The sequence below is a fragment of the Mangrovimonas sp. DI 80 genome (assembly GCF_001975575.1).
GTDB lineage: Bacteria > Bacteroidota > Bacteroidia > Flavobacteriales > Flavobacteriaceae > Mangrovimonas_A > Mangrovimonas_A xylaniphaga.
In genome coordinates, this window is sequence record NZ_MSDT01000005.1 from 365,817 (window position 1) to 385,740 (window position 19,924).

General features: G+C 37.4%; 12 protein-coding genes and 1 tRNA gene. 8 read left to right on the forward strand and 5 right to left on the reverse strand.

The window, feature by feature from the left end; all coding sequences use genetic code 11:
- Positions 1-34: 34 nt before the first annotated feature.
- On the reverse strand, positions 35-1,267 hold the full coding sequence (locus BKM32_RS11320) for an alpha/beta hydrolase-fold protein (RefSeq protein WP_076663880.1): 1,233 nt from the start codon (positions 1,265-1,267) through the stop codon (positions 35-37).
- Positions 1,268-1,452: 185 nt separating this feature from the next.
- On the opposite strand from BKM32_RS11320, the gene BKM32_RS11325 reads away from it, so the two are divergent.
- Both BKM32_RS11325 and BKM32_RS11330 read left to right on the forward strand, forming a co-directional pair.
- On the forward strand, positions 1,453-2,211 hold the full coding sequence (locus tag BKM32_RS11325) for a LytTR family DNA-binding domain-containing protein (protein ID WP_171971869.1): 759 nt from the start codon (positions 1,453-1,455) through the stop codon (positions 2,209-2,211).
- A 197-nt stretch (positions 2,212-2,408) separates the two neighbouring features.
- Positions 2,409-2,482: transfer RNA gene (locus BKM32_RS11330), tRNA-Arg, on the forward strand.
- Positions 2,483-2,591: 109 nt separating this feature from the next.
- Here BKM32_RS11330 and BKM32_RS11335 read toward each other — a convergent pair.
- Positions 2,592-4,637 carry an HD family phosphohydrolase gene (locus BKM32_RS11335; RefSeq protein ID WP_076663882.1) on the reverse strand — a complete coding sequence of 682 codons (2,046 nt, stop codon included), beginning with the start codon at positions 4,635-4,637 and terminating at the stop codon, positions 2,592-2,594.
- A 212-nt stretch (positions 4,638-4,849) separates the two neighbouring features.
- Here BKM32_RS11335 and BKM32_RS11340 point away from each other — a divergent pair, with 212 nt between their 5' ends.
- A complete protein-coding gene (locus BKM32_RS11340) occupies positions 4,850-6,028 on the forward strand; it encodes an acetyl-CoA C-acyltransferase (RefSeq protein ID WP_076663883.1) in 1,179 nt (392 codons plus the stop codon).
- A 9-nt stretch (positions 6,029-6,037) separates the two neighbouring features.
- Complete coding sequence (locus BKM32_RS11345; RefSeq protein WP_076663884.1) at positions 6,038-6,787, forward strand: C40 family peptidase; 750 nt, start codon at positions 6,038-6,040, stop codon at positions 6,785-6,787.
- A 54-nt stretch (positions 6,788-6,841) separates the two neighbouring features.
- Here the strand turns inward: BKM32_RS11345 and BKM32_RS11350 are convergent, their stop codons facing one another.
- Complete coding sequence (locus tag BKM32_RS11350; protein ID WP_076663885.1) at positions 6,842-8,158, reverse strand: tetratricopeptide repeat protein; 1,317 nt, start codon at positions 8,156-8,158, stop codon at positions 6,842-6,844.
- A gap of 44 nt (positions 8,159-8,202) precedes the next feature.
- The gene (gene gyrA / locus BKM32_RS11355) at positions 8,203-10,746 is read right to left on the reverse strand and encodes a DNA gyrase subunit A (RefSeq protein WP_076663886.1); all 2,544 of its coding nucleotides are present in this window, start codon (positions 10,744-10,746) and stop codon (positions 8,203-8,205) included.
- Positions 10,747-11,007: 261 nt separating this feature from the next.
- Here gyrA and BKM32_RS11360 point away from each other — a divergent pair, with 261 nt between their 5' ends.
- Positions 11,008-13,557, forward strand: a complete 2,550-nt coding sequence (locus BKM32_RS11360; protein ID WP_076664003.1) for an ATP-dependent Clp protease ATP-binding subunit — start codon at positions 11,008-11,010, stop codon at positions 13,555-13,557.
- A 233-nt stretch (positions 13,558-13,790) separates the two neighbouring features.
- The gene (locus tag BKM32_RS11365; RefSeq protein ID WP_076663887.1) at positions 13,791-14,846 is read left to right on the forward strand and encodes a redoxin family protein; all 1,056 of its coding nucleotides are present in this window, start codon (positions 13,791-13,793) and stop codon (positions 14,844-14,846) included.
- A gap of 62 nt (positions 14,847-14,908) precedes the next feature.
- Here the strand turns inward: BKM32_RS11365 and BKM32_RS11370 are convergent, their stop codons facing one another.
- Positions 14,909-16,453 carry a bifunctional ADP-dependent NAD(P)H-hydrate dehydratase/NAD(P)H-hydrate epimerase gene (locus BKM32_RS11370; RefSeq protein WP_076664004.1) on the reverse strand — a complete coding sequence of 515 codons (1,545 nt, stop codon included), beginning with the start codon at positions 16,451-16,453 and terminating at the stop codon, positions 14,909-14,911.
- A 367-nt stretch (positions 16,454-16,820) separates the two neighbouring features.
- Between BKM32_RS11370 and thrA the strand changes: the two genes are divergently transcribed.
- Both thrA and BKM32_RS11380 read left to right on the forward strand, forming a co-directional pair.
- Positions 16,821-19,265 (forward strand): bifunctional aspartate kinase/homoserine dehydrogenase I, encoded by a 2,445-nt coding sequence (gene thrA / locus BKM32_RS11375; RefSeq protein WP_076663888.1) that lies wholly within the window; start codon positions 16,821-16,823, stop codon positions 19,263-19,265.
- Complete coding sequence (locus tag BKM32_RS11380) at positions 19,258-19,920, forward strand: class I SAM-dependent methyltransferase (RefSeq protein ID WP_076663889.1); 663 nt, start codon at positions 19,258-19,260, stop codon at positions 19,918-19,920. Before thrA ends, BKM32_RS11380 begins: the two co-directional genes overlap by 8 nt.
- Positions 19,921-19,924: the final 4 nt, after the last annotated feature.

Here is a 19,924-nt window from a genome sequence, read left to right on the forward strand (position 1 = left end):
TAATTTTAACGATTAAAAGGTTAACATGACTGAGCTACTGCTGTTTAAGCTGTTCCAATTTTTCCCTGGTAAGTGGGTATTCCTTTAGTTCTAGAGCCTTTTGGTAACTTTCAGCAGCCTTTTCCTTATTGTTTGTTGCCACGTAGTAATCACCAAGGGAATCAAACACATTAAAACTATCCGAATGGATCTTTGCATTATATGAGAAGAACTGCCCCGCCCTATCATATAATTTACCATTCAACATGCCATATCCCAATCTATTTATCAAGCTTTCATCTGGCTTAACTTCATAGCCCATGTGTCTTGAAACATTTTGATAATGCCCTGCAATTTGGGCCACCATATCAACATCCATATTTTCAAAATCCTTTTCATTAATTTCAATTCTATGGAATTCAAACAAAAACCGTAAACCATCATATTCCGTTATCAACGGTACGGATCCATGTGTATCATTTTCGTAAAACTGACTTTTGTATCTAAACCCTTCTATTAAATTATCCTTTAAATAGCTATTTAAAGACAAAATAGATCGTATATGAAGCGTCTCCTCTGTTGTGTCTTTACTTACTGTTGAAATATCGTAACCTTCTACCAAAGTATTCGCGTAACCTAGGTAAAGAGATGTTCCTTTTAAATCATTTAAGTATGGACGGTTTTGGATTTCCTTTAAGATTTCTTGATTGTTCCACCATATCGATGGGTCAATGGCAATATAACTTTGAAACAATTGAGGCCTTTGGAACATGGTGTAAATGGCCATCATCCCTCCAAGAGAATGCCCTACCAACATACTATAGGGAGCCGTTGGATAATTTGATTCGATGTAGGGTTTCAATTCATTTTCAATAAAGTCCAAAAACAAATCACCGCCGCCTGTACGTTTACTCATATCATCTGGGGCATACCCTCCTTTTTCAACCATTTGTGTTGGGGACAAATCTCTAGATCTATTCGTATTGTGTATGGCCACAATAATCATTTCAGGCAAAATTCTATTGAAATTGGTAGTGCTCAATTGCTTTACAATGGCTGCTACAGAATGGAAATGTAACGGACCGTCCAACAGGTACAAAACCGGATACACCTTATTAGATTGATAGATGCCAGAGTTTCTTTCTGGATTATATATCCAGACTTTCCTGTTCTCGTTCAAGACATTAGAGAATATACTATCCTCAATGCCAAAGTCTACTGTCTTTTGCTGTTGTGCACTCACCAACAAAGTAAAACACAACACAATTGATATCATTACAGTTTTCATAATTTAAAAGTATTAATGGTTAATCTTTTTACTTAATGGAAAAATTTCCCATTTTTATGTTGTATAAATTTAGAGACCAACCCTTTTTAATGATGCTTTTGAATTATCGAATGGCTTTAATTATTATCAAGTGGTAACTATTTATGGTTTATACATACCCCTATTGGGATAAATTCCAGTTTAAAATGAGTATTAAAACCTTACTAATAGATGACAACCCCTTCATTTTGGAGCTGCTGAAAGATCATTTAGCTGAAAACCATAAACATTTAAATGTGGTAGGTATAGCTACCAATGGCGAAGAAGGCATTGAAATGATACATTCTCTAAAACCCGAATTGCTATTCCTTGATGTAGAAATGCCAGACATGACAGGGTTTGAAATGCTTAACACTGTTACCAATATCGACTTTAAAACCATTTTCATTACTTCACATAGCCATTATGCCATAAAAGCCATACGGTTTAATGCATTGGACTATCTTTTAAAACCTTTTGATACCGAAGAACTAAAAAATGCCATCAATAGATTTTCCAATCAAAAAAATGGAATCTTAAATCAAGAAAAGGTAAAAAATGCCTTATCAAACCAAAAGTTAAAACACATTAAAGACCAAACGCTATTATTGCCTACCCATTCGGGAACCTTACGTTTAAAATTAAAGTCTATTAAATACATTGAAGGTGATAGAAACTACAGTAAATTGATTTTGCACAACGGAAACCAAGAATTGTCATCGAAAAATTTAGGCTATTTTGAGGATATTTTAGGTGATTTTGGGTTCTTTAGATGTCACCGATCAATGTTGATCAACCAACATTTCATAGAAAAAATGGAAAATCAAGCATTTTTTTTTCATGACGGCACTTCTATTGAAATCTCCAGAAGAAAACTCAAATCTGCAAAAGCATGGTTTCATCATTTTCGCGAAGACAGGCACTAAACTACTCACCCTTAAATCTTTTATAAAACAATAGCAGCCTAAAACTTTTTCATAACAGGCAACACCCAAATGAACCAAAGCAAGTACATGAAAGATGCTGAGAAAAAAAAAATCAAAAAAATCAAAAACAGAGTTGTTTTGTATGAAGTATGTACTTATATTTGCACCGCCTTTTTGAGGAACGCTCTTAAAGTTTTGGTCGCGTAGCTCAGTTGGATAGAGCATCTGCCTTCTAAGCAGACGGTCACAGGTTCGAATCCTGTCGCGATCACAAAAAGCCTTACTAGAAATAGTAAGGCTTTTTTGTTTTTATGTGTATCGTTAAAATATATTCTTCGAGGGGAACAATGCCACTCTAGCCCATTTTAAGAACAATATTCCTATTCTGGGTATTCAATCCGTAAATGGTAAATATTCGCCAATTTGCTCTTTAAAACCTTCTTGATAGCTTCAATTTCCTTAAAGGTAATGTTGGCATTCAAAAACTGACCGCTTTCCATCTGCTTCCCTATAATGGATTCTACAAACTTGTCAATTTTGGTGGATGAAGGTTCCTTTAAACTTTTAGAGGCCGCCTCTACGCTATCGCACATCATTAAAATGGCAGTTTCCTTACTAAATGGCTTTGGTCCTGGATACCTAAATTCCTCCTTGTTCAAATCCTCATCAATGTCACGCTCCTTTAAGTAAAAATAATACACTAGACTCATTCCATGGTGAGTTCTTATAAAATCAATCACACGGTCTGGCAGGTTGTTCTTTTTGGCAATTTCAATACCATCTATCACGTGATCTATGATAATTCTAGCACTTTCCTTTGGAGACAATTCATCATGAGGATTGATGCCCGTAGATTGGTTTTCGGTGAAATAGGTTGGATTCTTCATTTTACCAATATCGTGGTACAAGGCTCCTACCCTTACCAACATGGCGTTGGCACCTATTTCATTGGCCGAAGCTTCAGCCAAATTGGCCACATTTAAGGAATGGTGAAAAGTTCCTGGCGCTTTATTGGCCAATTCCTTCAACAGTTTAGAATTGGTATCTGAAAGCTCCAATAAAGACACATCAGACACCAACCCGAACAATTTCTCATATATATAAATTAAAGGCTGAACGAACAAAGTGGCAAGTCCACACAAAATAAACAATCCAAATGTTCCCCATTTTAGGCTGGCTACACTTCCTTCATGAATTACGAAAAAGGCGAAATAGGCAATAATGTAAATAAGGGTAATCTGACCAACGGAAATAAACAAATTGGCTCGTTTATAAAGTTCTGAAACCGTTAAAATGGTTACAATACCCGCAATAATCTGAAGGAAAATATATTCATAACTATTAGGCACAATAAACCCAAGAAGCAATACCGTAAGCACATGAGAAAACAAACCTAAACGCGCATCAAAAAAGGCTTTCAACACCAAAGGTAGAATACACAACGGAATTACATAAACATATCTGGAATCGTAATTTACCACCAAGGTGGTCAATAAAATAACGAAAACAATATTGAAAAAAATGAAGGTAACTTTGGTATTGTCCAAAAACACTTCCATTCTATATTTCCTAAGGAATAAAAGCAGCATCAATAAGGCCAAGGCCACCAATAATGTGTAGGCAAAAATTACCCAGTTGTAGTTGGACTCACTCCAAACTTGGGATTCATATTCTGACTTTAAGGATTCTAGAATATCATATTTCTTGCCTTCAACCAACTCACCTTTCGAAATGATCAAAGTTTCCTTTTCAATACTTCCCCTTGTAGGTGACACACGATCCAACTCTTCCTTCAAAGCATTATCTGAAATGGCTTTGTTCAAAGAAATATTTGGTTTGACAATATCGAAAAACAAAGACACAAAATTGGAATCATATTCAGATAGGTCTTCTTCTGCAAGTGATTGTTCCAAAATATTAATGAAAGCATTGGTCTTGGTAAGATCTTTATAGGTGATCGAGGCCACTTGGGTTTGGTTGTCCAAAAGCACCACGTTTTTGTCTGGCCCATAATTATAGCTATCATCTAAAACACCATGTTTATATATACGATCTATAACATCCTTCCCTATTTTATACAATGCATTACTTTTTTGCTTAACACTGTCGGGAAATGCCCCTTTAAACTGGTTTTTATAGGATTGTAAAACGGTGCTTTTTACACCTTCATCTACATTGAAATAAATGGTACTGTTCTCTTGAATGGCCCTTTTTTCCTCATTGATTTCTGCTTGGGATTTTTTTATGGCGAAATTGAAAGGCGCATATAAGTTTTCAGACTGCCAAGGCTTACCTTGTTCAAAGCTGTATTTAAATTTTCCGCTTTTAGGGAATAGGTATACAATCAATAAAGTGGTAGCAATAAACAGCAGTACTTTATACAAAAGCGCATGGTTTCTGTACCATTTATTTATTAGTTCATTCATAGCGTAGTATTGACACAATTTCAAATGTAAGAAATAAAGCCAAACTATTAAATTTTAAGAAATTCTAATTCCCGTCTCCTCGCTTATTCATTTTCCACCTATGCATTTCACAATGAATCACTTAAAATTTACGATAACGTTATAATCCCATTTCGTTCCTAACTCTGTAAAAAAATGATTAATTTTGCTCGAACTAATACAAATGCATAACAATGAGTAAAGACGTCGTAATTGTGTCTGCTGCAAGGACACCAATAGGTAGTTTTTTAGGAAGTTTATCAACTATTCCAGCCCCAAAATTGGGAGCTGTAGCCATAAAAGGAGCTTTAGATAAAATCAACTTGAAACCAGAACTGGTACAGGAGGTTTTAATGGGTCATGTGGTTCAAGCCGGAGCTGGTCAAGCACCTGCTAGACAAGCTGCCATTTATGCTGGAATTCCTGATACGGTTCCTTGTACAACAGTAAACAAAGTATGTGCGTCTGGAATGAAAGCTGTGATGCAGGCTGCCCAATCTATCGCTTTAGGTGATGCGGATATCGTGGTTGCCGGAGGAATGGAAAACATGAGTTTGATTCCGCATTATATGTATGCCCGTATGGGAACAAAATTTGGTCCAGCAAGTTTAATTGACGGGATGCAAAAAGATGGTTTGGTAGATGCTTACGACCAAAATGCCATGGGTGTTTGTGCCGATGCTTGTGCAACCGAATATAACTTCTCCCGTGAAGACCAAGATGCTTTTGCTATTCAGTCTTATGAAAGATCTGCCGCTGCTTGGGAAGCTGGAAAATTCGACAATGAAGTAGTTCCTGTTGAAGTGCCTCAACGTCGTGGTGATGCTTTAGTTGTGAACAAAGATGAAGAGTTCACAAACGTAAAAATTGACAAGATTCCTTCTTTACGACCTGCCTTTACTAAGGAAGGGACAGTAACGGCTGCCAATGCTTCTACCATTAATGATGGTGCTGGAGCTGTAGTATTGATGAGCAGAGAAAAAGCAGAAGAATTAGGATTGACTCCATTGGCTACCATAAAAAGTTATGCCGATGCAGCTCACGAGCCAAAATGGTTTACAACTGCTCCTGCCAAAGCCCTTCCTAAGGCATTGGACAAAGCAGGCATTGCTATAGAGGATGTAGATTTCTTTGAATTTAACGAAGCCTTTTCTGTAGTAGGATTGGCTAACATGAAACTTCTAGGATTAAATGATGATAAAGTAAACGTAAACGGTGGAGCCGTTTCATTAGGACATCCACTTGGGTGTTCTGGTGTTAGAATTATCATCACCCTTATAAATGTTTTGGAACAAAACAATGCTAAAATTGGAGCAGCTGCCATTTGTAATGGTGGCGGTGGAGCTTCTGCAATTGTTATTGAACGTAACTAAAACAGATACATGCAATACGGAATTTGTAACTTAAGCATTGTTCCTTTACGATTAGAACCTTCCGATAAAAGTGAACTCGTTTCACAGGTTTTATATGGAGATTTCTTTAAGGTTTTGGAACAGCGCAAACATTGGAGCAAAATCCGTTTGCATTTTGATAATTACGAAGGTTGGATAGACAACAAGCAATATCTTGAAATTGATCAAGAGAACTATAATACATTAAAAGGTGAATTGCCTAAACTTTCCTCCGACTTAGTTGAATTTGTACAAGATGTCAATGACAATTTAATCACGATCCCTCTAGGTTCGTCATTAAATGGCTTATCTGTATTGGAGCATCAACACGATGGTAATTTGGTTCAAGGAATTCAACCAAGAGAACAACTCCTTAAAACTGCATTCACCTATTTGAACACTCCTTATTTGTGGGGAGGAAAAACACCTTTTGGAATAGACTGTTCTGGTTTTACACAAATGGTGTACAAACTTAATGGTTATAAACTTTTGCGAGATGCTTCACAACAAGCTACACAGGGAGAAGCCTTAAGTTTTATAGAAGAAAGTGAACCTGGTGATTTAGCTTTCTTTGATAATAACGAAGGACATATTGTTCATGTTGGCATCATCATGGCCAACAATTACATTATCCATGCGCATGGTAAGGTAAGAATTGATCGTTTGGACCATTCTGGAATTTACAATGTAGATAAACGGATGCACACCCATAAATTAAGAGTCATCAAAAAAATAATCTAAAAAAAAAAGCTACTTAAAATTAAGTAGCTTTTTTTATGATATATCCTTCAAGTTTTAGTTTCCGCTTTGGATTGCTTCAACTTTTGCTTTCATCTTTTTATAGTTATCAGTATCTCCAATAGCACTATAAATATTCATTAACGTTTGAGCCGCTTGCAAATTGTTAGGTTTCAACTGAAGAGTTTTTTCTAAATAAGGAACAGCATCTCTATACAATTGCATACGTTGCTCCTTCAATTCGTCATAACGTCTGTTGTCAGCTGCCGAGTTACCCAAACCATTCATTTCCTCAATGATGCTTTGCTCACCAGCTAAAGTTACAACCGCTAGGTTATTGTAAGCATCAACATATCCAGGGTCTAATTCAATAGCTTTTTTATAATACGCTTTTGCAGCTTCCGTCTCACCCGCCTCTGCTGAAATAACTCCTAAGTTATATTGTAACTCTGGATTATTTGGATCTTTAACAGTTGCTTCCTGCATTAAAGCTTTGAACTTCCCTTTATTACCCATTTTCAAATGCAAATTGGCTTCAGTCAACAATAAGTTAAAATCATCTGGATTTTGCTTTCTAGCATCATCAATAGCTTCAATAGCTTTTTCAGTATCCCCTTTAGACACATAAATCAAAGCGATGTTTTTGATGATTTCGGCAGACTTTGGATCCGTCTTTCTTACCGAAGGCTTAATGTGAGTTCCTGCCTTTACACTGATATCACGCAAAGAAGCAGAACCAAAAGTCTCCACCTCATTAGTAGCCTTATTTATAGCAGTATACTCTGTTTCAACACCCTCATAACCTAAATCCCTTAATTCTTCATAGTATTCCAAAGATGTATCATAATCTTTAGCAGTTACAGCAGTAGAAGCTGCATAATAAAGATATAAAGTGTCTTTTGGAGACATTCTGTAAGCTTGCTCGAATCCTTTTGAAGATTTCATATAATCTTTCGCCTCAAGTGCAGAATTTGCATCGGTTAAGAATCCATTTAACATCTGTTGCTTCATTTCATCAACATCGTTAGAATATTTTACTTTACCATCGGCACTTTCAATAGCTTTAACTTTATCCAAACTTTCAATAGCCTTTTCTATATCAGCTTCTGATCCAGTCCCATTAGCATATAAAGCCTGTCCTTTAAGGAAATAAAATTTAGCCTGAGTTTTAGAATCTGTTCCTGATATTAATGACTCTGCTGAATTAATAGCCGTTTTGGCATCTGCATAATTTCCAGATTTAATAGCCTTTTCAGCATCCTTAAGTTCATTCTTTTGCGCATAGGTGAAAGAACCAGCCAAAAGAGCCAAAGCAACTGCCAGTTGCTTTTTATTCACAATACTTCTCTGAATTGAGTATTTATGATTGTTCATTGAAAAATTCATTTTGAATTACTATTTATTAATATTAGTTATTTTTATTCTTGTGCATTATCGATGGCTGCACCATCTTCATTTGTGGTTTCGATATCTTCTACAGCTCCTTCAATCTCTTCTTGCTCATCCTTCATTACTTTTGCAACAGCTGCGATAGAATCTTTTCCTTTCAAACTGATAAGTCTAACACCTTGTGTAGCTCTTCCCATTACACGCAAATCCTTAACCGCAATTCTGATAGCGATCCCAGATTTATTGATGATCATCAAATCATCTTCATCAGTAACTGTTTTTATAGCTACAAGACTTCCTGTTTTTTCTGTAATGGAAATAGTTTTTACACCTTTACCACCACGGTTGGTAATTCTGTAAACTGGCTCTCCATCTTCTGGATCGTCAATGTAGGTTCGTTTTCCATAACCGTTTTCAGACACTACCAAAACAGATTCTTCCTGCGGATTTTCAATAGCAATCATACCAATTACTTCATCCCCCTCTGTAGCTAAAGTGATACCACGTACTCCAGAAGCACTACGTCCCATTGGTCGTGTTTTAGCTTCCTCAAATCTAATGGCCTTACCAGACTTCAATGCCAACATCACTTGACTGTTACCAGTAGTAAGTCTTGCTTCTAATAGCTCGTCATCTTCCTTAATGGTAATTGCGTTGATACCATTGGTTCTTGGTCTAGAATATTGCTCCAAAGACGTTTTCTTAACCTGACCTTGCTTAGTCGCCATGATTACATAGTGGCTATTGATGTATTCTTCATCCTTCAAATCTTGAGTACAGATGAACGCTTTAACCTTATCATCCTGCTCTATGTTGATCAAGTTTTGGATAGCTCTTCCCTTAGAAGTTTTACTTCCTTCTGGAATTTCATAAACGCGCATCCAGAAACATTTTCCTTTTTGGGTGAAGAACAACATGTACTGGTGGTTGGTCCCTACAAACAAATGCTCCAAGAAATCTTCGTTTCTTGTTGTTGATGCTTTTTGCCCAACTCCTCCTCTATGTTGAAGCTTATATTCACTCAATGATGTACGTTTGATATAACCCGCATGCGAAATGGTAATTACCACTTGCGCATCAGGAATCATATCTTCAATACTTAAATCACCACCAGCATACTCGATAATAGAACGTCTGTCGTCACCATACTTTTCCTTAACTACCAAAAGTTCTTCCTTGATGATTTCCATTCTGCGCTCTTTCTTAGCAAGAATATCCTTCAAGTCTTCAATAGTCTTCATCAATTCTTCATATTCAGTACGAAGTTTGTCTTGCTCCAGTCCTGTTAACTGACGCAATCTCATTTCAACAATTGCTTTCGCTTGAATTTCTGAAAGCTTGAAACGCTCGATCAACTTCTCTCTTGCTTCTTCTGCATTTGAAGAGGCTCTGATTAATGCAATAACTTCATCAATATTATCCGAAGCAATAATTAACCCTTCCAAAATGTGGGCACGCTCTTCTGCCTTGCGCAATTCGTAAGTTGTTCTTCTTACTACAACCTCATGTCTGTGCTCCACAAAATGATAAATCAAATCTTTTAGATTCAACAATTGTGGACGCCCATTCACCAGTGCAATGTTATTAACACTGAACGACGATTGAAGCGCTGTATATTTGTATAGTTTGTTTAAAACAATGTTTGGAATAGCATCTCGTTTAAGTACATAAACGATACGCATCCCGTTTCTGTCGGACTCATCTCGAATGGTAGAAATTCCTTCCAGTTTCTTATCGTTAACCAAGTCGGCCGTCTTCTTGATCATTTCGGCCTTATTCACCAAATAAGGGATTTCTGTTACCACAATGCATTCGCGGCCTTGAACTTCCTCAATATTGGCAATACCTCTAATTACGATTCTTCCTCTACCTGTTTTGAATGCTTCCTTAACTCCATCATACCCGTAAATAGTACCTCCTGTTGGAAAATCAGGCGCCTTAATATGGGTCATCAACTCCTCTATTTCAATATCGTTGTTATCGATATAAGCAACAGTTCCATCCACAACTTCAGAAATGTTGTGTGGGGGCATATTGGTAGCCATCCCTACTGCAATACCTGAAGCACCATTCACCAATAATCCTGGAATTCTGGTAGGCAATACAGTTGGTTCCTGTAAAGTATCATCAAAGTTAAGTTTGTGGTCTACGGTTTCCTTTTCAATGTCTGCCAACATATCTTCGGAAATCTTACGCATACGCGCCTCTGTATAACGCATTGCTGCAGGGCTATCTCCGTCAATGGAACCAAAGTTCCCCTGCCCGTCTACCAACATATAACGCAAGCTCCATTCCTGAGCCATACGTACCATTGTATCATAAACAGAACTATCTCCGTGAGGGTGGTACTTACCTAAAACCTCTCCAACAATTCTGGCCGATTTCTTATAAGGTGAATTGGATCTTACACCAAGCTCATGCATCCCAAACAATACACGTCTGTGCACTGGCTTCAATCCGTCTCTAACATCTGGCAAAGCACGTGACACAATGACCGACATTGAATAGTCAATGTAGGCCGATTTCATTTCATCTTCAATGTTAATTGGAATGAGTTTTTCTCCTTCTACCATATATATTTAATTAGATTTTTTGTAGGTTTTCAAATCGTGCTAATATAAGTATTTTGATAGTCCTTATCCGACTTTTAAGAGGGTTTTTTAACTTTTTTTATTAACAAATATAAGGCCTTCTTTCGTTAATAAGTAAAAGTCTAAAAGTTTTGAATTTTTAAACTTTTTTCCTCTATTAGCTTTTATGAAACATTTAAGGTACAGTTTTTGCCTTTATAACTATGTTTTTTATTATTTTTAATGCAGAAAGGATTTTTAATTATGGACGATAATTTTTCCCCAAGAGTCAAGGACGTCATTGCTTACAGTAAAGAGGAAGCACTACGACTTGGCCATGATTTTATAGGTACCGAGCATTTAATGCTGGGCCTACTTCGTAATGGCAGTGGAAAAGCAATTGATATATTGAGTGCCCTAGATATAGATTTAAACCATTTAAGACGCAAGGTTGAAATATTGAGCCCAGCCAATTCTAATGTGGCAACTGCCTCTAACGAAAAAAAGAACCTACATCTCACTAGGCAGGCAGAGCGTGCTTTAAAGACCACCTTTTTGGAGGCCAAACTGTTTCAAAGCACCTCTATCAATACAGCGCATTTGCTGCTATGTATCTTAAGAAACGAAAACGACCCCACAACCAAGCTTTTGAACAAGCTAAAAGTGGATTATGATAACGTTAAAGAGCAATTTAAATTTATGATTACAAACGATGATGACTTTTTGGAATCTCCAAAAGCCGAGTCTTATTCAGACGACGATATGGCCGATGACGATGATTCTAAACAAAACCCTTTTGGTCAATCTTCATCTAAAACAACAAAAAAATCTAAGACCCCAGTTCTAGACAATTTTGGTAGAGATCTCACCGTATTGGCAGAAGAAGGCAAACTAGACCCTGTTGTTGGTAGAGAAAAAGAAATACAACGTGTGTCCCAAATATTGAGCAGACGTAAAAAGAACAACCCGCTTCTTATTGGAGAACCTGGAGTTGGTAAATCGGCTATCGCTGAAGGTTTGGCACTACGTATTGTAAAACGAAAAGTATCTAGAATCCTTTTCAACAAACGAGTAGTGACTTTAGACCTGGCAAGTTTGGTAGCAGGAACGAAATACCGTGGCCAGTTTGAAGAGCGCATGAAAGCCGTGATGAACGAACTTGAGAAGAATGATGACATCATTTTGTTCATTGACGAAATCCATACTATTGTAGGTGCCGGTGGCGCCACGGGGAGTTTGGACGCTTCAAACATGTTCAAACCAGCTTTGGCACGTGGAGAAATTCAATGTATAGGTGCTACTACTTTGGACGAATACAGACAGTATATTGAAAAAGATGGTGCTTTAGAGCGTCGTTTCCAAAAGGTGATTGTAGAACCTACAAGTGTGGAAGAAACCATTGAAATCCTTAACAACGTTAAGGAAAAATATGAAGAACATCACAATGTAGATTACACTCCTGAAGCCATTGAGGCCTGTGTAAAATTGACTAATAGATACATGACCGATCGATTTTTACCGGACAAAGCTATAGATGCTTTGGATGAGGCCGGATCGAGAGTACATATCACCAATATTGAAGTTCCGAAGCAAATTTTGGAATTGGAGAAAAAGCTAGAAGAAGTTAGGGAAACCAAAAATACGGTTGTTAAAAAACAAAAATATGAAGAGGCGGCCAAACTTCGAGATGACGAAAAACGCCTGGAGAAAGAATTGGCCGTGGCCCAAGAAAAATGGGAAGAAGAAACCAAACTTCACCGTGAAGTTGTTACCGAAGATAACGTTGCAGATGTAGTATCGATGATGACAGGTATTCCTGTGAACAGAATAGCACAAACAGAAAGCAACAAACTAGCGAAGCTACCCGAACATATCAAAGGCAAAGTTATTGGTCAAGATGAAGCTGTAGCGAAGGTTGTAAAGGCAATTCAACGTAACAGAGCTGGTCTTAAGGATCCTAACAAACCTATTGGGTCGTTTATCTTTTTAGGACAAACTGGTGTTGGAAAAACCCAATTAGCCAAAGTATTGGCCCGTGAACTATTTGACAGTGAAGATGCTCTTATCAGAATTGATATGAGTGAGTATATGGAGAAATTCGCAATTTCCAGACTTGTTGGGGCACCTCCGGGATACGTAGGTTACGAAGAAGGCGGACAATTAACCGAAAAGGTTCGTCGTAAGCCTTATGCTGTAATCCTTTTGGATGAGATTGAAAAAGCGCATCCAGATGTATTCAACATGCTTTTACAGGTATTAGATGACGGGTATCTTACTGATAGTTTAGGAAGAAAGATAGATTTCAGAAACTCCATTATTATCATGACTTCCAACATCGGTGCCAGAAAGCTTAAGGATTTTGGACAAGGTGTTGGTTTTGGAACTGCTGCAAGAGAAGCACAAGCTCATGACAACTCAAAAAGCATTATTGAAAATGCCTTGAAAAAAGCCTTTGCGCCAGAATTCTTAAATAGAATTGATGATGTCATTGTGTTCAATGCTTTAGAAAAATCAGATATCGATAAAATCATTGATATTGAACTTGCCAAGCTTGTTGAGCGCATCAAAGGTTTAGGTTACGAACTTAAATTGAGTGATAAAGCCAAAGATTATATCGCAGATAAAGGCTTCGACAAACAGTATGGAGCGCGACCTTTAAAACGTGCTATTCAAAAGTATATTGAAGATGCTTTGGCAGAAGAAATCATCAATGCCCAATTACAGGAAGGCGATACTATTTTTATGGACTTAGATTCAAAAACTGAAGAGTTAACCATAAAAATAGAAAAGGCTGAAAAGCATACAGAGTCTTAAATAAATATTTTATATTTATTAAAAGGGTCCTTGTAAAACAAGGACCCTTTTCTATTTTAATACAACCTCAAGGAAACCAATTCACTTCCCCTATTACATATAAAATACACAACCAACAACTCATACTTTCCCTCCCCCAATACCTAAAAATAACTTTAATTGTTAATAATTGATTAATTAGCATACAGGGAAACATATTTCTATTATTTTTGAATGAACACAAAAACTTTATCATGAAGAAAACATTGTCCCTTTTACTGATTGCTTCGGCATTTGCATGTAAGCAAGAAGCACCACCTAAAGATTACGTTACTTTTTCAGGACAAATAACAAAACCAAACAGTGACTCCCTTACTGTTAGAAACCGGACTTATTCAAAAACTATTAAGGTAGCCCCTGACGGTAGCTTTAGCGACACTCTTAAAGTAGATGCTGGCGTATACAGCTTGTTTGATGGTGCTGAGAGCACTATGATGTACCTTAAAAATGGCTACGACATCAAACTTAAATTGGACACTAACCAATTTGATGAAACTGTATCCTATTCTGGAGCAGGAGCGGAAAACAGCAACTTTTTAGCTAAAAAATCCCTTAAGGAAGAAGAATTACTTGACCTTGATAAATTAAGCCAATTGGACAACATGGAAGCTTTGGACAATTCCATTGAATCCATTAAAAATGAATTGACTACATTTTACAATTCAGATGCCACTGTGGACTCCACAATCGTTGCTGATGCCATGAAAAATGTAGATCCTATGCTTAAATCTTATCATAGATATTTAGCGAGTTCCATTACTTTGAAACAAGACCTTCCACAAGGAAGCCCTTCTCCTGTTTTTGAAAATTTCGAAAATCACAAAGGAGGAACCACTTCCTTAAGTGATTTAAAAGGTAAATATGTTTATGTAGATGTATGGGCTACTTGGTGCGGACCTTGTAAAGCTGAGATTCCTCACCTAAAACGTATTGAAGAGGAATACCATGATAAAAACATCCAGTTTGTAAGTATTTCTGTTGATGACGGAAGAGGTTTCAAAGGAGAAACTCCTGAAGCCGCTGCAGCTGCTGCCAAAGAAGGTTGGAAAAACATGGTTTCTGAAAAAGAATTGGGAGGCATCCAATTATTGGCTGACAAAGGATGGAAATCGGATTTTGTTCAAAACTACAAAATCAACGGGATTCCTAGATTTATCCTAATTGACCCACAAGGAAATATTGTGACTCCAGATGCTCCTAGACCTTCAAGCGCAGGTTTGGTAAAACTATTGGAAGAATTAGACATTTAATTAATTGTCCTTGATAAAAAAAAAGGCCCACCAAAGTGTGGGCCTTTTTTTTTTGCATGATTCTATTCACTATTCTTTTCCTGCTCTTCCATTCCTGGCTGTTTAAACAGATCCAAATAGGCTTCACCTAAAGCCTCTATAACAACACTCGCATTAAGGGCTTGATATCCTAAATCCATTACTGCAATATCAGCCGCTTTGCCATGTAAATACACTCCAAACAATACTGCCATCAATGGTTCATAGCCTTGCGAAAGCATACCAGTAATTACTCCTGTAAGAACATCACCAGTCCCGGCAGTAGCCAATCCAGGGTTTCCTGTTGAATTCACATAAATTCTATCTCTAAAAACGGTCATGGTATTGGCTCCTTTCACCACAATAATAAGATTGTATTTAGATGTGAATGTTTTAATTTTTTCCAATTTGTCGAAATCATCCTTCCACTCTCCTATCAAACGTTTCAACTCTTTTGGGTGCGGCGTTAAAATGGTTTGCGGCTGTAACAATTCCAATAACTTTTTATTGGCGGCTAACATGTTAATGCCATCGGCATCAACTACCAAAGGCCCACTATACCTTTTTAAAAATCCTTCAAAAGCTGAAACTGTCTTTTTATCTGTCCCCATCCCTACGCCAATCCCTACTGCAGAAGGTTTCAATTCAAAAGAGATGTCGGTAAGCAATTCATCTTCGTTATCTGTCATTACCATTGCTTCGGGAAATGAAGACTGCAGCGGGACATAGCCACATTTGGGCACATAGGCTGTAATCAATCCTGCTCCAGCGGTCAAAGCTGCTTTAGAGGCCAAAGTAACGGCTCCAATTTTGCCATAACTTCCCCCAATAATCATGGCGTGACCAAAATCGCCTTTATGAGAAAATTTATCTCGAGGTTTATAGACGGACAACATTTCGAATTTCCCTATCAGTTCAGCTTCTGTTTTAACCTGTTGCAAATATGAAGGATCAATACCAATATCCAATATTTCCCATTCTGTAGTAAACTTACCTGTTTCCGGTAAAAAGAACACCAATTTAGGGGTTTGGAAACTCAATGTGTAATTGGCCCAAACCACGCCATTTTCATCTTCAGGCACTCGATCCGTAAACAAACCCGAAGGAATATCCACTGATAATGTAAACGCCTTTGAGGCCCTAAAATGCTGGAAAAGTTTTTTGACCCAATCATGAGCAGGCCTATTCAATCCAATTCCAAAAACGGCATCCACAATAATAGCATCTGGAGTAATATTTGGGAATTCATCTTCTTCATTCAACAATACTGGCCAGTTTTTGGAAGCTTGTTTAATTCGATCATAATTGATCAAAAAATCCTTTGAACGTTTATCGCTATAATTCACAATATAAGTATTCACATTATAGCCATAATTGATCAAGTGACGAGACAACACCAAACCATCCCCTCCATTGTTTCCTATCCCGCAGAATACATGAATAGGAATTGGCTGCCCCTGCAATCTTGTATGGATCCAATTAAAAATTTTGGTGGCTGCACGCTCCATCAACTCGGTGGAACTAATGTTTTGGCGTTCGGCTGTAAGTCTATCTCCTTCATAGACTTGCTCTTTTGAGAGTATTTTCATAAGTGAGATACTATTTTTATATGCAACACCTTGCTTAGCATTACATAATTCATTTTTCAACAGTTCAATTTCTCAATACATTTTATGTTTAAATAAAAACTCAGAGCTTTTATTGTTAATTCCCTAAAAAGATTGAAATAGTTTTTTAATTAAAGTAAAAATAATACATTTGATAGGCATATGAATACGAAGTTAACATTAAATAGTAACACCTTTGCCTCCCATGTTTTTACGGGAGCTGCTACTATTCATTTCATTTTTGGCATTACAACCCGTTTGGGTTGTTAATTATATTCTCTCCGTACACAATGTGCTGTCAAAGCACCAAAAGTCTAAAAACCTTTACTACAATCAAAATTGATTAAAAATGAACGTATTAAAATTTGGAGGAACGTCTGTAGGCTCTGCAGAAAACATAAACAAAGTCGTTAACATTCTAGAAAACTATGCCGAAAAAGCCCCCTTGGTTTGTGTGGTTTCGGCCGTTGGAGGCGTTACTGACAAGCTTATCATTCTTGGTAAACTAGCACAAAACAAAGATGAAAGTTTCCAATCGGAATATGAAGCCCTAAAAACACTTCACCTGGAGCTTCTTTCGGAATTAATCCCTAATGCAAGTCCTAAAGTGGTGAGCCAGCTTGAAGAAATTCTGAATGCTTTAAAAAGTCTTTTGGATGGTATTTTCCTTATCAACGAATTGTCTCCAAAAACATCCGATAAATTAGTGAGTTTTGGAGAACTTCTTTCTTCCTTTATCATTACTGAAACCTTAAAAAGTAAAGGTTTGGATGCGGTAAGGAAAAACAGCCAAGATTTTATCATTACCAATACTAACTACACAAAGGCAGATGTGATCTACGAACTGACATTGCCAAAGATTCAAGAATATTTTAAAACAGCTGAACAACAGGTAACCGTTTTACCTGGATTTGTAGCCACTTCCGAGCTTGGCGAAGCGACTACCTTGGGTCGTGGTGGATCAGACTTTACGGCGGCGATTGTCGCTACCGCTATTGAGGCTGAACAATTGGAAATTTGGACCGATGTAAGCGGTATGTATACCGCCAACCCTAAATTGGTGAAACAGGCGCAGCCTATCGAAAAGCTCTCCTATCAGGAAGCCATGGAACTCTCGCATTTTGGAGCCAAAGTATTGTACCCGCCTACCATTCAACCGGTATTGATCCAAAACATTCCTATTGTTATCAAAAACACTTTGGAGCCTGAAGCTCCAGGAACCTATATTACCAACGACGAACAATCCAATGGATTGACGGTAAGAGGTATCACCAATATTGACAATATTGCCCTTTTAACTTTGGAAGGCAACAGTATGGTGGGCATCCCAGGATTTTCAAAACGCCTATTTGAAACTCTTGCGATAAACAAAATAAATGTGATTCTTATTACCCAAGCGTCTTCGGAGCACACTATTTGTTTTGCTGTAGACGAGGCCGATGGGGACCATGCCAAGGAAGTTATCGACTTTAATTTTGGGTATGAAATAGCCCTTCGAAAAATCAATCCAATCCTTATTGAAAAGGATTTAGCTATTGTTGCCCTTGTAGGTGATAATATGAAAAGTCACCAAGGTATCAGCGGAAAAATGTTCAGTACTCTTGGTAAAAACAATATCAACATTAGGGCTATTGCTCAAGGGGCTTCCGAAAGGAACATCTCAACCGTTATTGCTCAACAAGACGTTAAAAAAGCGCTCAACACTTTACACGAAACCTTCTTTGAAGTAAAAACAAAACAACTTAATGTATTTATCTCTGGAGTTGGAAATGTAGGTGAACGATTGGTTGAGCAAATCCATCAGCAAAAAAAATATCTAAGGGATACCCTAAAAATCAATTTAAGGGTGGTTGGATTGTCCAATTCCAGAACCATGCTTTTTGATGAAGATGGTATTCCGCTTAAAAATTGGAAAGAGTCACTTGCGAAAGGTGAAAAAGCCTCTATGGAAGGATTTTTCAATCGTATAAAGTTGCTCAATCTTCGTAACAGTGTGTTCGTAGACGTCACAGCTAACGAAGAGGTTGCAAAACTCTATGGGAAATATTTAAAAGAAAGTATTGCCGTGGTGGCCTGTAATAAAATTGCCTGCTCAAGTTCTTATGAAAACTATTCAGAACTTAAAAATTTATCAAGAAAGTATAACGCTCCTTTATTATTTGAAACCAATGTAGGCGCAGGATTACCGGTTATTGACACTTTAAACAACCTCATCGCTTCTGGTGACAAAATCAAGAGCATTCAAGCGGTACTTTCTGGAAGTTTGAATTTTGTGTTTAACAACTTCAATGACACCACCAAATTTCATGACGTGGTAAAACAGGCACAAGCCGAAGGATACACAGAGCCTGATCCGCGTATTGATTTAAGTGGCGTGGATGTTGCCAGAAAAATATTGATTTTGGCTAGGGAAAGCGGTTCAAAAATGGAACTTGAGGACATCACCAATCATTCCTTTTTAACCAAAGCTAATTTGGAAAGTAAATCGGTGGATGATTTTTACAAAACCTTAATTGATGATGAAGCGCATTTTCAAAAATTATACAGCGATGCCAAGGCTAAAAATTGTCAATTGAAATATGTGGCGGAATTCAACGAAGGAAAGGCCTCAGTAGGTTTGCGAGAAATTCCACAAGGACATCCATTTTACAATCTTGAAGGAAAGGATAACATTGTGATGTTTTACACCCACCGCTACATAGAGCAACCAATGATTATCAAAGGTGCCGGTGCAGGTGCCGATGTAACCGCTTCTGGTTTGTTTGCCGATATTATACGGACAGGAAATGACTAAGTCCAGTGTACATAAAGATGTAGCACAAACTGAAGCGACGCTTAAGGTCTTTAATGACTGTGCCTCCATGTACGATCAAAAATATGTGGATATTTCAGCCTACGAACCTTCGGTCCTTCAGTTTTGTGAACTTCTTGACAACCATGACCAGCACTCCAAAATTTTGGAATTAGGTTGCGGGCCTGGCAATGTGACGCGTTTTATTAAGCAGCGATTTCCAACCTTTAAGATTTCAGGAAGAGACCTCTCGCCTAACATGATTGACATTGCTTCTAAAAATGTGCCTTCGGCCAACTTTGAGGTGATGGATTGCCGAGATGTTAAGAATATTCAGGAGACTTATGATGGCATCATATGTGCTTTTTTGTTCCCTTATCTCTCCAAAGGTGATGTGGAGCAACTTATTTCTGAAAGTTCCAGAATTCTGTCCAAAAATGGATATCTGTACATCAGTACAATTGCAGGAGATTATGAGTCATCCCAATGGACTGCATCCAATAATTATCCAGAACTGCGTTTGTTCATGCATTTTTATCGGGAAAAGGATTTAGGAAACATCTTAACCAAATATCGTTTTCAAATTGTACATACAGAACAGTTGGTCAATCCAACCAATGGAGACAACGAATTGATTATTATAGCCAAAAAAAATTGAACCA

What these genes read in the sequence shown, in the direction of transcription:
- thrA (WP_076663888.1), top strand. Translation starts at nt 16,821, where the DNA reads ATGAACGTATTAAAATTTGGAGGAACGTCTGTAGGCTCTGCAGAAAAC.
- BKM32_RS11360 (WP_076664003.1), top strand. Translation starts at nt 11,008, where the DNA reads ATGGACGATAATTTTTCCCCAAGAGTCAAGGACGTCATTGCTTACAGT.
- BKM32_RS11345 (WP_076663884.1), top strand. Translation starts at nt 6,038, where the DNA reads ATGCAATACGGAATTTGTAACTTAAGCATTGTTCCTTTACGATTAGAA.
- BKM32_RS11325 (WP_171971869.1), top strand. Translation starts at nt 1,453, where the DNA reads ATGAGTATTAAAACCTTACTAATAGATGACAACCCCTTCATTTTGGAG.
- BKM32_RS11340 (WP_076663883.1), top strand. Translation starts at nt 4,850, where the DNA reads ATGAGTAAAGACGTCGTAATTGTGTCTGCTGCAAGGACACCAATAGGT.
- BKM32_RS11320 (WP_076663880.1), bottom strand. Translation starts at nt 1,267, where the DNA reads ATGAAAACTGTAATGATATCAATTGTGTTGTGTTTTACTTTGTTGGTG.
- BKM32_RS11380 (WP_076663889.1), top strand. Translation starts at nt 19,258, where the DNA reads ATGACTAAGTCCAGTGTACATAAAGATGTAGCACAAACTGAAGCGACG.
- BKM32_RS11350 (WP_076663885.1), bottom strand. Translation starts at nt 8,158, where the DNA reads ATGAACAATCATAAATACTCAATTCAGAGAAGTATTGTGAATAAAAAG.
- gyrA (WP_076663886.1), bottom strand. Translation starts at nt 10,746, where the DNA reads ATGGTAGAAGGAGAAAAACTCATTCCAATTAACATTGAAGATGAAATG.
- BKM32_RS11335 (WP_076663882.1), bottom strand. Translation starts at nt 4,637, where the DNA reads ATGAATGAACTAATAAATAAATGGTACAGAAACCATGCGCTTTTGTAT.
- BKM32_RS11370 (WP_076664004.1), bottom strand. Translation starts at nt 16,453, where the DNA reads ATGAAAATACTCTCAAAAGAGCAAGTCTATGAAGGAGATAGACTTACA.
- BKM32_RS11365 (WP_076663887.1), top strand. Translation starts at nt 13,791, where the DNA reads ATGAAGAAAACATTGTCCCTTTTACTGATTGCTTCGGCATTTGCATGT.